The sequence below is a fragment of the Aeromonas hydrophila subsp. hydrophila ATCC 7966 genome (genome assembly GCF_000014805.1).
Lineage (GTDB): Bacteria > Pseudomonadota > Gammaproteobacteria > Enterobacterales > Aeromonadaceae > Aeromonas > Aeromonas hydrophila.
The window spans coordinates 1,289,776-1,303,334 of record NC_008570.1 but is presented as its reverse complement, the minus strand read 5'-3'; the positions used below and the strand labels follow the sequence as shown (position 1 = coordinate 1,303,334).

Annotated in this window: 9 protein-coding genes; 3 read left to right on the top strand and 6 right to left on the bottom strand. The window is 61.9% G+C overall.

Annotated features, from left to right (window positions below; all coding sequences use genetic code 11):
- Positions 1–68 precede the first annotated feature (68 nt).
- Entirely contained in the window at positions 69–1,109 is a 1,041-nt protein-coding gene (locus AHA_RS06040; RefSeq protein ID WP_011705115.1) for an MBL fold metallo-hydrolase, read from the top strand.
- Positions 1,110–1,176: 67 nt separating this feature from the next.
- Here the strand turns inward: AHA_RS06040 and AHA_RS06035 are convergent, their stop codons facing one another.
- Positions 1,177–2,472 carry an HAAAP family serine/threonine permease gene (locus AHA_RS06035; protein ID WP_024946034.1) on the bottom strand — a complete coding sequence of 432 codons (1,296 nt, stop codon included), beginning with the start codon at positions 2,470–2,472 and terminating at the stop codon, positions 1,177–1,179.
- A gap of 504 nt (positions 2,473–2,976) precedes the next feature.
- On the opposite strand from AHA_RS06035, the gene AHA_RS06030 reads away from it, so the two are divergent.
- On the top strand, positions 2,977–3,885 hold the full coding sequence (locus tag AHA_RS06030; RefSeq protein WP_011705113.1) for a LysR substrate-binding domain-containing protein: 909 nt from the start codon (positions 2,977–2,979) through the stop codon (positions 3,883–3,885).
- Positions 3,886–3,991: 106 nt separating this feature from the next.
- A complete protein-coding gene (locus AHA_RS06025; RefSeq protein ID WP_011705112.1) occupies positions 3,992–5,413 on the top strand; it encodes an MATE family efflux transporter in 1,422 nt (473 codons plus the stop codon).
- A 9-nt stretch (positions 5,414–5,422) separates the two neighbouring features.
- Here the strand turns inward: AHA_RS06025 and pdxY are convergent, their stop codons facing one another.
- From pdxY to accA, 5 genes are all read right to left on the bottom strand, one after another.
- Positions 5,423–6,289, bottom strand: coding sequence for a pyridoxal kinase PdxY (gene pdxY, locus AHA_RS06020; RefSeq protein WP_011705111.1), 867 nt, complete (start codon positions 6,287–6,289; stop codon positions 5,423–5,425).
- 72 nt (positions 6,290–6,361) lie between these two features.
- A complete protein-coding gene (locus AHA_RS06015) occupies positions 6,362–8,494 on the bottom strand; it encodes a lysine decarboxylase CadA (RefSeq protein WP_011705110.1) in 2,133 nt (710 codons plus the stop codon).
- A 76-nt stretch (positions 8,495–8,570) separates the two neighbouring features.
- On the bottom strand, positions 8,571–9,905 hold the full coding sequence (gene cadB / locus AHA_RS06010; RefSeq protein ID WP_011705109.1) for a cadaverine/lysine antiporter: 1,335 nt from the start codon (positions 9,903–9,905) through the stop codon (positions 8,571–8,573).
- 765 nt (positions 9,906–10,670) lie between these two features.
- Positions 10,671–12,191, bottom strand: coding sequence for a lysine decarboxylation/transport transcriptional activator CadC (gene cadC / locus AHA_RS06005; protein WP_011705108.1), 1,521 nt, complete (start codon positions 12,189–12,191; stop codon positions 10,671–10,673).
- 404 nt (positions 12,192–12,595) lie between these two features.
- On the bottom strand, positions 12,596–13,546 hold the full coding sequence (accA, locus tag AHA_RS06000; RefSeq protein WP_016349878.1) for an acetyl-CoA carboxylase carboxyl transferase subunit alpha: 951 nt from the start codon (positions 13,544–13,546) through the stop codon (positions 12,596–12,598).
- Positions 13,547–13,559 lie beyond the last annotated feature (13 nt).

Sequence of the window (13,559 nt, the reverse complement as noted above, 5' to 3'; positions counted from 1 at the left end):
AGCCAATTTATCGCACTTTTGGTTGCCAATATAGTGATCAGCAACCTCACCCATCAGGACATTCATCCATGAAAAGTACCTATCTGGCCGCCCTGCTGGTCGGTCTGCTGGCCACCGGTGTCAGCCAGGCTGCCGAGAGCAGCTTTATCAACACTCAGCAAAGCGCTCCAGTCAGCGCAACCCTGACAGAGACTCAAGCCCAGCCCGATATCTTCCGGGTCAGCCTGCTTGGCACCGGCACCCCGGTGCCCCAGATCAGTCGCGGTGGCTACAGCACCCTGGTCGAGGCGGGCAACCAGAAGCTGGTGTTCGACTTTGGCCGCAACTCCGCCACCCGGTTGTGGCAGCTGCATATCCCCATCGGCCGGGTCAACGCCTTCTTCCTCACCCACTTCCACTCGGATCACACCAACGGGCTGGCGGATCTCTGGCTGACCGGCTGGCTGCAACCGGCCTATGGCCAGCGCCACGCGCCGATGGAGCTTTACGGCCCCAGGGGCACCGATGCCCTCGCTCACGGCCTGCAGCAGGCCTACGCCACCGACATCGCCACCCGGGTCAAGGATGAGGGAACGCCGCTGGACGGGGTGAAGATCAACAGCCATGAGGTGACCGCCGGGGTGGTCTACGACCAGGATGGGGTCAAGGTGACCGCCTTTGACAACGACCACGGGGTCAACATCAAGCCGTCGTTTGGCTATCGCATCGACTACCACGGCCACAGCGTGGTGCTCTCCGGCGATACCCGCTACAGCCCGCAGGTGGTGAAAGAGGCCAAGGGGGCTGATCTGCTGGTGCACTGCGTCTCCATGACCTCAGCCGCCCGCATGAAGGCCAACCCGGGCTACCGAGCGATCGCCGGCCACCTCGCCTCCCCCGAGCAGGCAGCCCGCGTTCTGAACGAAGCCAAACCGGCGCTGACCGTGTTCAGCCACATCGGCCTCAACGGCAAGATCACGGTGAAAGATCTGGCGCAGAGCCTGCGCGCCCGCTACTCGGGCCCCTTCGTCATCGGCAATGACCTGATGCAGATTGACCTGCCCACTACCGCCGCCGGCAAGGGCTACGCCCTCTGGCAGGCGGAGAACATCGACAACGCCCAGCCCTGAATCCCGGCCATAAAAAAAGCCGCCTCTTGCGAGGCGGCTTCTTCATTCAAGCGGGTAACCCGTGTTATCAGGCAATCAGCTTGTAGATGATACCGGACATGGCGATCAGGCCGATGATGGTCACGAACACGTTGCTGATGTTGCCAGCGTATTTGCGCATGGCCGGAACCTTGGTGATGGCGTACATCGGCATCAGGAACAGCAGCATCGCGATGATGGGGCCGCCCAGGTCTTCAATCATGCCGAGGATGCTCGGGTTGATGGTGGCGATGGCCCAGGTGGTCAGGATCATGAACACTGCGGTCACTTTGTTCAGTTGCTTGACGTCAACGTTCTTGCCTTTCTCACGCAGGGACTTGGCCATCAGACCGTTCATGCCCTCTTGTGCACCCAGGTAGTGACCCAGGAAGGATTTGCTGATGGCGACCATGGCGATCAGCGGAGCCACGGTGGCGATAACCGGGTTGTCGAAGTGGTTGGCCAGGTAGGACAGGATGGAGATGTTCTGTTCTTTGGCAGCAGCCAGGTCAGCCGGGGAGAGGCTCAGTACGCAGCTGAATACGAAGAACATAACGGTCATCACCATCATGACGTGGGCGCCCAGCAGGATGTTGCTGCACTTCTTCTCGGCACCTTCACCGTAACGACCCTTGTTGTCCACCGCGAAGGAGGAGATGATCGGGGAGTGGTTGAAGGAGAACACCATGACCGGGATGGCCAGCCACAGAGTCTTCAGGAAGTCGCCGTTGAAAGCGTCACCCAGAGCCGGAGCTTCAGTGATGATGGCACCGTTCCAGTGCGGGATCAGGTAGAGCGCCAGGCCCATCAGGGTGATCACGAACGGGAATACCAGCACGCTCATCGCTTTGACGATAACCTGGCCGCCGAGGCGAACGATCGCCATCAGACCCAGGATCAGCGCCAGAGACAGGATGGCACGGGGAGGTGCAGTCATGCCCAGCTGGTGCACCATCAGGCTCTCGACGGTGTTGGTGATGGCTACCGAGTACATCAGCAGGATCGGGTAGATGGCGAAGAAGTAGAGCAGGGTGATGAACTTGCCTGCAGTCTTGCCGAAGTGCTCTTCTACTACCTCGGTGATGTCGCCATCACGGGTGGAGCCGGACAGCACGAAGCGGGTCAGGCCACGGTGGGCGAAGAAGGTCAGCGGCAGGGCCAGGACCAGCATGGCAACCAGCGGCCACAGACCACCTACACCGGCGTTGATCGGCAGGAAGAGTACACCGGCACCGATGGCGGTACCGTACAGACCCAGCATCCAGACCACATCGGCCTTGTTGATGCCACGGGAAGACGCATTACTGGCTAAGCTGCCTTCTACTGCAATGTTCATGTCAGACATAGGGGTGTTCCTGTCATCAAGGAAAATAGAAAATTTCTAGTCAACCGGGCGCAATGCCCTGTTCCATCTCCCTGGAACTCCTGCAGTCCATCCCTGTTATTCTCATCCCGTCGGCCCGGCAAGCTGGTCATCACTCCATGTAACAACCAAATTGCAACAAACAAGCCGGCAGGTCATAGGCCCGAGGGCCACAAACGCGTCAGACTTTACAACTCGCTAACACGCTCTTGTTCCGATGCGCTGACTCTAATTAAATCCCCTTAGCGATCACAGTGTTTTTTTGAATTAATCAACCAAAGTTTGACTGGAATCGCCTTTCTGGCGTCAGAGATCACGTTACGAGCCCAATTTTGTGAACAGCCGTTAACAAATAGAGGTAGTTTCACCCGTATCTACATCCTTGTGGGTACAACAAATTGCTTACACTCGCCCATTTATTGCTCAGGTTGTGCCTCGCCGTCCGCTGACGTACCCTGTTGCTCAACATTTTTTCGCTGAATTAATATGGCCATCACCCGTACCGATCTCGCCGAACTGGCGGTGTTTGCCGCCGTCGCCCGCCACCAGAGTTTCAGCAAGGCCGCCCTCGAACTCGGCGTGTCTGCCTCCGCCCTGAGCCACAGCCTGAAAGGGCTGGAGACCCGTTTGGGGGTGCGCCTGCTCAATCGCAGTACCCGCGCCGTGGTCCCCACAGATGCGGGTCAACGCCTGCTGACCCAGTTGCTGCCGACCTTGAGCCATCTGGAGAGCGCGCTGGGTGAACTGGCCCGTCACAGCGACGAACCGGTAGGAAGGCTGAAGATCAGCGCGCCGCGCGGCGCCATCGATGAGTTGCTGGCCCCGGTGCTGATCGATTACATGGTGCGTTACCCGCGCATGCAGGTGGAGGTGGTGGAGCAGGAGCTGATGCCGCGCCTCATCGAAGATGGCTATGACGCCGCCCTCTTTTACGGGGATCTGCTGCCCAAGGAGATGATCGGGGTACCGCTCGGCCCGCCCCAGCGCTATCTGGTGGTGGCCTCCCCCGCCTATCTGGCCGAGCACGGCACCCCGCAGCACCCGCGCGAATTGACCCGGCACGCCTGCATCGGCTATCGGCTCACCCCCTCCCATCACTATCGCTGGGCCTTTGCCGGCGAGGAGGGCGCCATGCTGGAGATCGAAGTGACCGGGCCGCTCACCACCAGCACGCCGGCCCTCTACCTGGGGGCGGCCGAGGCGGGACTGGGGCTGGCCTACTGTCTGGAAGAGGAGGTAAGCAGGCAGCTGGCCGAGGGCACCCTGGTGAGTGTGCTGGAGCCCTGGTGCCCCACCTTCGTCGGTTTCTCGCTCTTCTATCCCAGTCGCCATCAGCTGGGCAACGGGCTGCGCGCCCTCATCGACATGCTCAAGGGACACTACCAGCCACGCTGATTGATGAATATGGCTCATCAATTCATCAAGTAGAAACCGGATTATCGATAAAAAAATATTAATCTAGACTATCTGCTCGATAATCGAACTCCCCAAGAGAACAGATATGTCTGCCTACTTCACTCTGCGCCAGCGGGCGATGACCCGCCGTTTCTGGGGCTATGCCCTCCCCTCCATCATGGCCATGCTGGTATCCGGCGCCTATTACCTGGTCGATGGCATCTTCGTCGGTCACTACGTGGGGGCCGCCGGCCTTGCCGGCATCAACCTGGTCTACCCGGTCATCATGGTGCTGATCGGTCTCGCCGCCATGATCAGCATGGGGGCGGCCACCGCCATCTCCTTCCAGCAGGGTGCCAGAAATTTCGGCCTGGCCCGCCAGGCGCTGGTCAATGCACTCTGGCTGCTGGGGCTGCTGGGCGCCGTGGCGCCGCTGCTGCTGCACTACTGGCACGTCGACATCCTGCTGGCACTGGGCATTGAACAGGGTACCGACACCTGGCAGCAAGCCAGCGACTACCTCTACTGGATTGGCGGCGGCACCCTGCTGCTGGCCTGCAACCTGGCGGTGCCCTATCTGCTGCGCAACGACGGCCGCCCCCGTCTCGCCATGCTGCTGGTGAGCAGCGGCGCCATCCTCAACATCATCCTCAACTACATCATGGTGGGCCGGCTGGGGCTGGGACTGATCGGTACGGCGCAGGCCACCCTCATCTCGGAAGGGGTCGTCAGCCTGCTCGGGCTGGGGTATTTCTTTACCCGCCATGCCAAGCTGCGCATAGAGTGGCGCCACCTGGTGCCCGACTTCCCGGCCATGCCGAACCTGCTGTTCACCGGCCTGCCGAGCCTGATCGCCCAGTTCAACCTCGGCCTGCTGCTGCTGCTGCACAACAGCCAGCTGATGGTGCACGGTTCGGTCAAGGATCTGGCGGGCTTTACCGTGGCCGGCTACACCGAGGCGGTGTTCATCGTCATCCTGCAGGGGCTGGCCTTCGGCATCCAGCCGCTGGTCAGTCAGGCGGCCGGCGCCAAACGCCATCGTGACCTCAAGTTCCTGATGGAGATGGGGCTCAAGATCACGCTCGTCTACGGTCTGGCGGTCTGGCTGCTGATCCAGCTGCTGCCGCGTCAGGTGGCCATGCTCTACACCGGCGATCAGGATGGCGAGCTGCTCGCGGCCGCCATCAGCAGCCTGACCCTCAACCTGGGCGCCATTCCGCTGGAGGGGATCATCATGTTCGGCATCGTGCTGCTGCAGTCCATGGCCCGTACCCGCCAGGCGCTGCTCATCTCGGCCGCCAAGACCCTGTTGCTGCTGCCGCTGATCTTCATGCTGCCACTCTGGTGGGGCCGGGACGGCGTGCTGCTGGCCCAACCCACCACCGTGGTGTTGCTGACCCTGCCGCTGTGCTGGTTGCTGTGGCGGGAATGGCGCCGCCTCAAGCTGGCCTGTGCCCCGCTGAGCCGGCCCGGCCGCAAGCCGCTTGGTGCGCGCCAACAAGTGCAACTGGCCAGGCGCGCCGGTTAAGCGCCGCCATCAGGCCGGCAGCCGGCGGGCACAGGTGCGGATCTCGGGCTCGACCATCGCCTGCTGGGCGGCCACCAGCTGCAGCTCGTAGGCGCCCGCCAGCCAGGTCTGGGCCAGCACCGCATCCACGCTGGCATTGGTGCGCTCGAACGCCGCCACCGGCGTAAAGCCCGCCAGCAGGTTGGCCAGCATGGTGGCGCTCAACAGATCCCCCACCCCGATGGGCTGACGCTGAAACTCATAGAGGGGGCGCGAGATATGAAACGCCCCCTCTTCGCACACCAGCAGCATCTCGAACCGGTCCAGGCTCAAGCCGGCGCGGCCCAGATGCTTGACCATCACCAGCTCCACTCCCCCTTCACGCAGTTGCTGGCAAGCCGCCAGCGCCTCGCTCAGATTGCAGATCTCGCGGCCGGTCAGCTGCTCCAGCTCCAGCAGATTGGGGGCCAGCAGGTCGGCGCAGGCCAGCGCCCGGTTTTTCAGAAAATCGGCGACGCCGGGCGCGACCATGCACCCCTTGTCGGGATGCCCCATCACCGGGTCGCAAAAATAGCGGGCATTCGGATTGAGTGCCTTGAGGTGGGCCACTGCCGCCAGGATCTCCTCCCCCTGCTCGGCCGAGCCGAGATAACCGCTCAGGATCGCATCGCACTGCCCCAGTACGCCGATGTCGGCCAGCCCCGCCATCAGCTGGCGGATATGGCCGTTTGGCATCACCATCCCCTGCCAGCCTGCACTGTACTGGGTATGGTTGGAAAATTGCACCGTGTTGACGGGCCACACCTCCAGCCCCATGCGGCGCATGGGAAACACGGCGGCGCTGTTGCCGGCGCAGCCGAACACCACGTGGGACTGGATGGAGAGAACTCGCTTCATGCTGACTCGCAAAAAAATGGATGAACCCAGATGGGAAAAACGGGCCTTGCGGCCCGTTGTTGTCACTCTCGCTTAGCGCAGCACCTTGACGGTGTAGCTGCCATCGGCCTGACGATAGAGGCCGTGGATGTCGGTCTCGAAGCCCGGGTAGTGGGCGCCGATCTCGCACAGCATCTCGAGGAACTCGAGCACCGGCAGGGAATCCTGGGTCACCATCTCGCCCGGCAGCACCAGCGGTACTCCCGGCGGGTACGGCAGGATCATGTTGGCGCTGATGCGGTCCACCATGTCGCGCAGCGGCACTTCCACCACGTTGCCGGCCAGCTCTTGCTGCCAGGCGGCGTGCGGAGTCATCTTCATCTCCGGCAGCACATCGAACGCCTTGAACATCAGCTCCGGCAGACGGTACTTGCTGGTCAGCTCGTGAATCCGCTGCGCCAGCTCCTGGATGCGCATCCCTTCGTAGAAGCTCGGGTCTTCGCGATAGAGGCTCGGCAGTATGCTCTTGATGGTCAGGTTCAGATCGTAACCGCGCTTGAACTCGGTCAGGGCGCGCAGCAGCTGCATCGCCTTGGACTGATCGATACCGATGGAGAACAGGAACAGCAGGTTGTAGGGGCCGGTCTTCTCCACCACGATGCCGCGCTCGTCCAGGAACTTGGAGACCAGCGAAGCCGGGATGCCGTTCTCCAGCAGCTGACCATTGCGGCCCATGCCCGGGGTCAGCAGGGTGACCTTGATGGGATCCAGGTACATGTGGTCATCGTCGATGTCCTTGAAACCGTGCCAGTCATCTTTCGGATCCAGCTTCCAGCACTCGACGGTGTCGATGTCATCCGGCTGCCATACGTCGAAGAACCAGCCTTCACTCTGCTCACGCAGGCGCTTGATCTCTTTGCGGAAGGAGATGGCGCGATCGATGGAGTCCTTGATCAACCGCTTGCCGGTGTTGCCCCGCATCATGGCGGCGGAGATCTCGGTCGAAGCCACGATGCCGTACTGCGGCGAGGTGGAGGTGTGCATCATGAAGGCTTCGTTGAAGGTCTCTTCCTCCACGTCGCCCTTGATGTGGATCATCGAGGCCTGGGAGAAGGCCGCCAGCAGCTTGTGGGTGGACTGGGTTTCGTAGAACACCTTGCCCGGCATGGCTTCGCCGCTCATGCCGCACTTGCCTTCGTAGATCGGGCTGAAGTTGGTGTAGGGCACCCAGGCACTGTCGAAGTGAATGTAAGGGGTGTCCAGCGCCTCCTTGATGAAGCCGGTGTTGTAGAGCAGGCCGTCATAGGTGGAGTTGGTGATCACGGCGTAGCGCGGCGCCTGGGCACCCGGGGTGGCGGCGACCTTGGCGGCGATGGTTTCGCGGCTGAATTCGCTCTGCGGGATGCCGCCCAGAATGCCGTAGGCGTTGCGGGTCGGACGGAAGTAGAGCGGAGTCACGTCGTTCATCATCATCAGGTGAGTGAGCGACTTGTGGCAGTTGCGGTCCACCAGCACAGTGCTGCCGGCCGGCGCCGAGTACATGCCGACGATCTTGTTGGCGGTGGAGGTGCCGTTGGTGACGATGTAGGAGCGATCGGCGTTGAAGGTACGGGCGATGTACTCTTCGGCTTCCTTGTGCGGACCCGAGTGATCCAGCAGGGAGCCCAGCTCCGGCATGGAGATGGAGACATCGGCCTTGAACGCGTTCGGGCCATAGAAGTCATAGAAGATGCTGCCGGCCGGGCTCATCTGGAAGGCGGTACCGCCCATGTGACCCGGAGTACAGAAGGTGTACTTGCCCTCTTCCACGTACTTGAACAGCGCCTTGGTGAACGGCGGCAGAATGGCGTCCTGGTACTCCTGGGTGGCCTGACCCATCTTGAGGGCGATGTCGTCGGCCATGCCGAGACGGTACTCGAAGAAGTGCACGTTCAGACGCAGGTCGGTCAGGTGAATGTCCAGGGTGGACTGGTCGTTGGCGAAGGCGAAGATCGGCAGCTTCTCGTTGCGATCGTGGATCTCCTTGCACAGGCCCAGGGAGTATTTGTCCCAGTCGAAGATGGCGCCGCAAACGCGGGGGTTCTTCTCAATCAGCTTCAACAGGTCGGCCACGTCGACCGGATAAACAACCTCGAAACCCTTGCGCTCGAGGGAGGCTTGCAGCTGGCGAATGGGTTCTTCTTTGAAGAAAACGCCCAGGTGGTTGAGGATGGCAATGATGTTCATCGTAATGCTCCACACGTGATGGGGCGCTCTCCATCAGGGATGGTGAGTGAAGAGCGCTCGGAAAAGGAAAACGGAATTAGTGGCTGGTCTGCTCTTTGAGCAGGGCGTCGTGCTGACGCAGACCCTGTTTCTTGGCGTAGAACATCAGGATGATGAGCGACACCACGAAGGTCGCGGTGAGGTTGGAACCCTTGGCACCCATCAGGGCCACCAGGCAGAACACGCAGGCGACACCGGAGAAGATCATGGCGCCGATGCTGCGGGAGGTCATGCCTTCAAAACGGATCAGGTTAATGCTGGAGTAGAAGTAGGGCAGCATGGTCAGCAGCACCGCATCTGTGGTCAGCACGTTGAAGAGATCGGCGGCGTGGGCGGACTGGGAGGTGAAAGCGGTCAGGCCGACCATCAGCGCAGTCATCTTGAGGGAGCCCAGGATCAGACCCTTCTTGGCGACGCCGTTCTTGTCCACTTCGCCGTAGATTTTCGGGAAGTTGCCGTCGTGGGCGGCACGCTTGCCCGCCTCGCCCACCAGCATCATCCAGGAACCCAGCGAGGTGAAGCAGGCCAGCGCGGTGAAGGCGGAGACGAACGGCGCAGACCAGCTGCCGAAGATGGCGGAAGAGGCCATGGCAAACGGCGCACCGGAGGCAGCCACTTCACCGGCCGGGAACATGCCGCTGATCACCTGGGTGGAGAGGATGTAGATGATCCCCGCGATACCGGTACCCAGCATGGTGGCGAGCGGTACGGTGCGCTTGGGGTTCTTCACCATGCCGGAAGAGACGGCGGCGGACTCGACGCCCACGAAGGACCAGAGGCAGATCAGCACGGCGCTGATGACCGCATGCAGGTCGCTGCCGCTGGTGGTGTTCCAGTTCTGGCTGTAGACGGTGGCATCAAAATGGCCCCAGCCCATCACGGCAGTACCCACTACCGGCAACAGGATCAGCACCAGCCCCAAAGTACAGAGCCGGCTCACCCAGCTGCCGCCAAGCAGGTTGACGAAGGTGAAGATCCAGACGGCGGCGATGGTGGCCGCGGCGGCCGGGATCGGGCTGTTGAGAATGGGGAAGAACACGGAGAGGTAGGAGACGCCGGTGATGGCGATAGCCAGGTTACCGATCCAGTTGGCGTGGTAGTAGAGCACGCCGGTCTGGAAACCGAACACCGGAGAGATCTCGCCGGCGTAGGCGATGGGGCCACCCTCTTGCGGGTTCTTGGTGGCAAGGCGGGCAAACACGAAGGCCAGCCCCATGGCGCCGACCAGGCAGATGGCCCAGCTGAACACAGAGATGGAACCTATGGTGGCCAGGGCCGAGGGCAGCAGTGCAATACCGCTCCCCATCATGTTGCCGGCCACCACACCTGTACAGGCGACAAGGCCGATCTTCTTGCTCGTATCTAGGGACATAAAATCTCCGGGTCGATATTAAGGCATCAAACACACGCTTGGCGGAGCCTCCCGCCAACCAATGGCCACAGACTAGGCTCCTCGGCCCCGGAAAACATAAAGACCAGCTAAGGGATAAAAACATGAGTGAACTTTTTCGACCGGTCAGTCTGAATCGATAAAAACACTTTAAAAACAATCAATTGGCTGATGTGCCATCAAGCACCTTGATAAAACCTTGATATCGACCGCCCCCCTTGATGCGGCCGATGAGCGCCAGTCGGCACGCCTTGATATTTTTCTGAGGGGCTCAACGGCAGAAAGAGCGTCACTCATGACCCACCGAGTCCGGCCATGCCCGGCAGACGGGTTCGCACAGCCCCTTTTGCTAGATGTTTTTGCTCCTCCCTCTGCCGTGGGCACGCTCTCGCCTTCGGTCGGTAGTGCCATGCCAGTACCCGGCCGCGGCAACAGGCACCGGCTGGCGACCACAACCTCGCCGCGCTCCAGGCTCAAGACAATATCAAGGCTGAGGTCGGGCACCTTGAGTGCCCACAGCACGGTAAACACCGGCGCCAGTTCGGCGGTTGGATGATTCAGAGGTTCGGCGGTTCGATGCTGGCGCCAAGGATGGTGGCAATCATGGCTTATGCCTGCACGGGGCAGGCCTGGGATTGGGATGGGTACGGCTGAGAGATGATGTCAGGCGGTGCACCCGCCGGCGCCCCTAGGCAACCGGCGGTGAGCGCCGCTTTGGCGACAGGGCCAGGATGGCCCCGACGGGAGTCAGAACAGCTTCACCTTGCTCTGGCCAAGGGCATTGAACAGGGCCGGGGTGAGGGTTTCCATATTGCTGTAAAAACCGAGTTGCTGGCAGAGCAGATAGGTCTGCTCGGTCGCCTCCATCAGGAAGGCCTGGCTGTAGGCATCCCCCGCCGCCTCGGGGCGACCATCCAGCTCGGCCAGCTTGCCGCGCAGAATGTGATAGAGCACGGAGCGGCCCCGGCTGGCGGCCTCGGCCAGCAGGCGGGTAGCCTCCTGCTGCTGCCCGTTCAGGATCGCCTGCAAGGTGAGGGCCTCCCAGACCCGGGCCGGCAGGGCGGCCTGATCCCGTACCACGCTGGCCAGATGGGCACCGATGCCCTGCAGGCGCTCACTCTGGGGCGTCCCCGTCAGGGTCGCCAGCGCCTCCCCGGCCAGATAACGCTCTGCCAGCAGCAGCGGCTGATCCGGCTGACTGGCCAGCGACTTGTCGAGCAACTCGACGCCGCGCCTGAGGGCTACCGGATCCTGGCTGTTGATGTAGTAGTGCGCCTCCATCATGGCCATCAGCGCCCCGTCATCCGTCGGCCAGCCCATGCCGGGCAGCACGTCCGGCTGATCGAGGGCGCGCAGCAGATCCTGGCTGCTCGCCTGCAATACCCCGTGCACATTGTGACGGCTGAGCTGGTACTGGTGGCTGAACAGCACCCGGTTGGTGTTGATATTGCGGTACTCCAGATCGAGATAGGTGCCCCCCGGCTGGCGGGAGACCCGCACACTCAGCTCCTTGCCGGGCAGGATACCCCCCATCAGGGTGTTGGCCCCATACTGCACCCGCAGCGGCGTGGCAGCGGCCACCTCCCCCATCAGGGCGCGGGTGATACCGTCGGCCAGGCGCACGTTCTCGTTGCTGCCATCCATGCTGGAGTGAAAGCGAAATACCAGCAGGTCGGGATCCAGCATGGAGTGCACCTGGGGGCTGGCGTGCTGATAGCTGAGCAGGCTGACGATGGAGACCAGGATCACCGCCACGAAGACATCGAAGCCGATCATCTTCCAGCGGCTGCGGCCATCCTGGGCGTGGCTCGAGATGGCCCGGGTCAGCGGGCCGGCCGGGAACGGGGCCGCCGTGACCACGGCCTCCGCGTCCTCCTCCGCCAGCGGCGGGCTCAGATCGCTCAGGATCTCGTCACCGGCTGGCGCCATCACCACCGACACCACTTGCAGCGGCCGCACCGGCGCCACCAGCTTGTAGCCGCGCTTGGGCACAGTGACTATGTAGTCGGCGGCATCGTTGCGACCGTCTTTGAGGATCTTGCGCAGCTCGAAGATGGACTGGGTCACCACCTGATCGGTCACTTCGGCGCCATCCCACACCTCGTTGATCAGGCAGTCACGCCCAAATACCGTGCCGGCGTTGCTGGCCAGGAAGCGCAACAGATTGACCAGCCGGGGCTCGAGGTAGACCTCGCGGTCCGGACGACACAGCATGTTGTCGTCGACGCTCAGGGTCCAGTCATGGATCTCAAAAACCGATTCGCTCATGATTCACTCGCTGCAGATGGAGACGATGCACGATGAGAGTGACGTAACACCGGGGCGGCTGGACGCAGCAGGGTACTGCACAAGACTGGGCCGCCGGGAAGGTGAACATTCCTGTGAGTCAGGCCGGGCTGGCCTGTTTACGTCCGCAGAGCGTCCTTGCGGGCATGCCGATCGGGTCGATCGGAAACAATCACTTTAAGCAAAACGGGAGCGGGATCCCACTTTTTTTGGCCACAAATCGCCGTTGAATTGATCCAACAGGGGGGTTTTCGGCAAACATCGTGCCAACAGGTATCCATATGAACAGGATTTTTCACTGCCCCGCTCTCGCCAAACTCTCGCCCAAAAAAAGAAGGCCCCCGCAGAGCGGGGGCCTTCCAGCCTGGTGCGACACCAAAGCGGGCTTAGCAGTAGCCGTAGCCCAGCAGGCGCTGGTAACGCTGCTCCAGCAGCTGCTCGGTCTCGAGCGGACGCAGGGCGTTCAGATCCTGCTGAATGCGGTCTTTCAGGCGCTTGGCCATCTTTTCCACATTGCGGTGGGCGCCACCGAGCGGCTCCTCGACGATGTTGTCGATGAGTTTCAGCTCCTTCAGACGCTGGGCGGTGATGCCCATGGCATCGGCCGCGACCGGCGCCTTGTCGGCGCTCTTCCACAGAATGGAGGCGCACCCTTCCGGCGAGATGACCGAGTAGGTGGAGTACTGCAGCATGTTGACGCGATCGCCGACACCGATGGCCAGGGCGCCGCCGGAGCCGCCTTCACCGATCACGGTGCAGACCACCGGCACGGTCAGACCGGCCATCACTTTCAGGTTGCGGGCAATCGCCTCGGACTGGCCGCGCTCTTCGGCACCGACGCCAGGATAGGCGCCCGGGGTGTCGATGAAGGTGATGATCGGCATCTTGAAGCGCTCGGCCATCTCCATCAGGCGCAGGGCCTTGCGATACCCTTCCGGGCGCGGCATGCCGAAGTTGCGCTTGATCTTCTCCTTGGTCTCGCGCCCCTTCTGGTGGCCGATGACCATCACCGGCTCGCCGTCGAGACGGGCGATACCGCCGACGATGGCCTTGTCATCAGCATAGGCGCGATCGCCGGCCAGCTCGTCGAAGTCGGTGAAGATGTGCTCGATGTAGTCGAGGGTATAGGGGCGCTGGGGATGACGCGCCATCTGGGATACCTGCCAGGCCCCCAGATCGCCGAAGATCTTCTTGGTCAGCTCTTCGTTTTTCTTCTCCAGCCGACGGATCTCTTCTTTAAGATCCACGGCGTGATTGCCTTCACTCACATGACGGAGTTCGTCAATCTGCGCCTGCAACTCGGCGATCGGCTGTTCAAAATCCAGAAAAAGACTCATAGGGACTATAGAT

What these genes read in the sequence shown, in the direction of transcription:
- AHA_RS06040 (WP_011705115.1), top strand. Translation starts at nt 69, where the DNA reads ATGAAAAGTACCTATCTGGCCGCCCTGCTGGTCGGTCTGCTGGCCACC.
- AHA_RS06035 (WP_024946034.1), bottom strand. Translation starts at nt 2,472, where the DNA reads ATGTCTGACATGAACATTGCAGTAGAAGGCAGCTTAGCCAGTAATGCG.
- AHA_RS06030 (WP_011705113.1), top strand. Translation starts at nt 2,977, where the DNA reads ATGGCCATCACCCGTACCGATCTCGCCGAACTGGCGGTGTTTGCCGCC.
- AHA_RS06025 (WP_011705112.1), top strand. Translation starts at nt 3,992, where the DNA reads ATGTCTGCCTACTTCACTCTGCGCCAGCGGGCGATGACCCGCCGTTTC.
- pdxY (WP_011705111.1), bottom strand. Translation starts at nt 6,289, where the DNA reads ATGAAGCGAGTTCTCTCCATCCAGTCCCACGTGGTGTTCGGCTGCGCC.
- AHA_RS06015 (WP_011705110.1), bottom strand. Translation starts at nt 8,494, where the DNA reads ATGAACATCATTGCCATCCTCAACCACCTGGGCGTTTTCTTCAAAGAA.
- cadB (WP_011705109.1), bottom strand. Translation starts at nt 9,905, where the DNA reads ATGTCCCTAGATACGAGCAAGAAGATCGGCCTTGTCGCCTGTACAGGT.
- cadC (WP_011705108.1), bottom strand. Translation starts at nt 12,191, where the DNA reads ATGAGCGAATCGGTTTTTGAGATCCATGACTGGACCCTGAGCGTCGAC.
- accA (WP_016349878.1), bottom strand. Translation starts at nt 13,546, where the DNA reads ATGAGTCTTTTTCTGGATTTTGAACAGCCGATCGCCGAGTTGCAGGCG.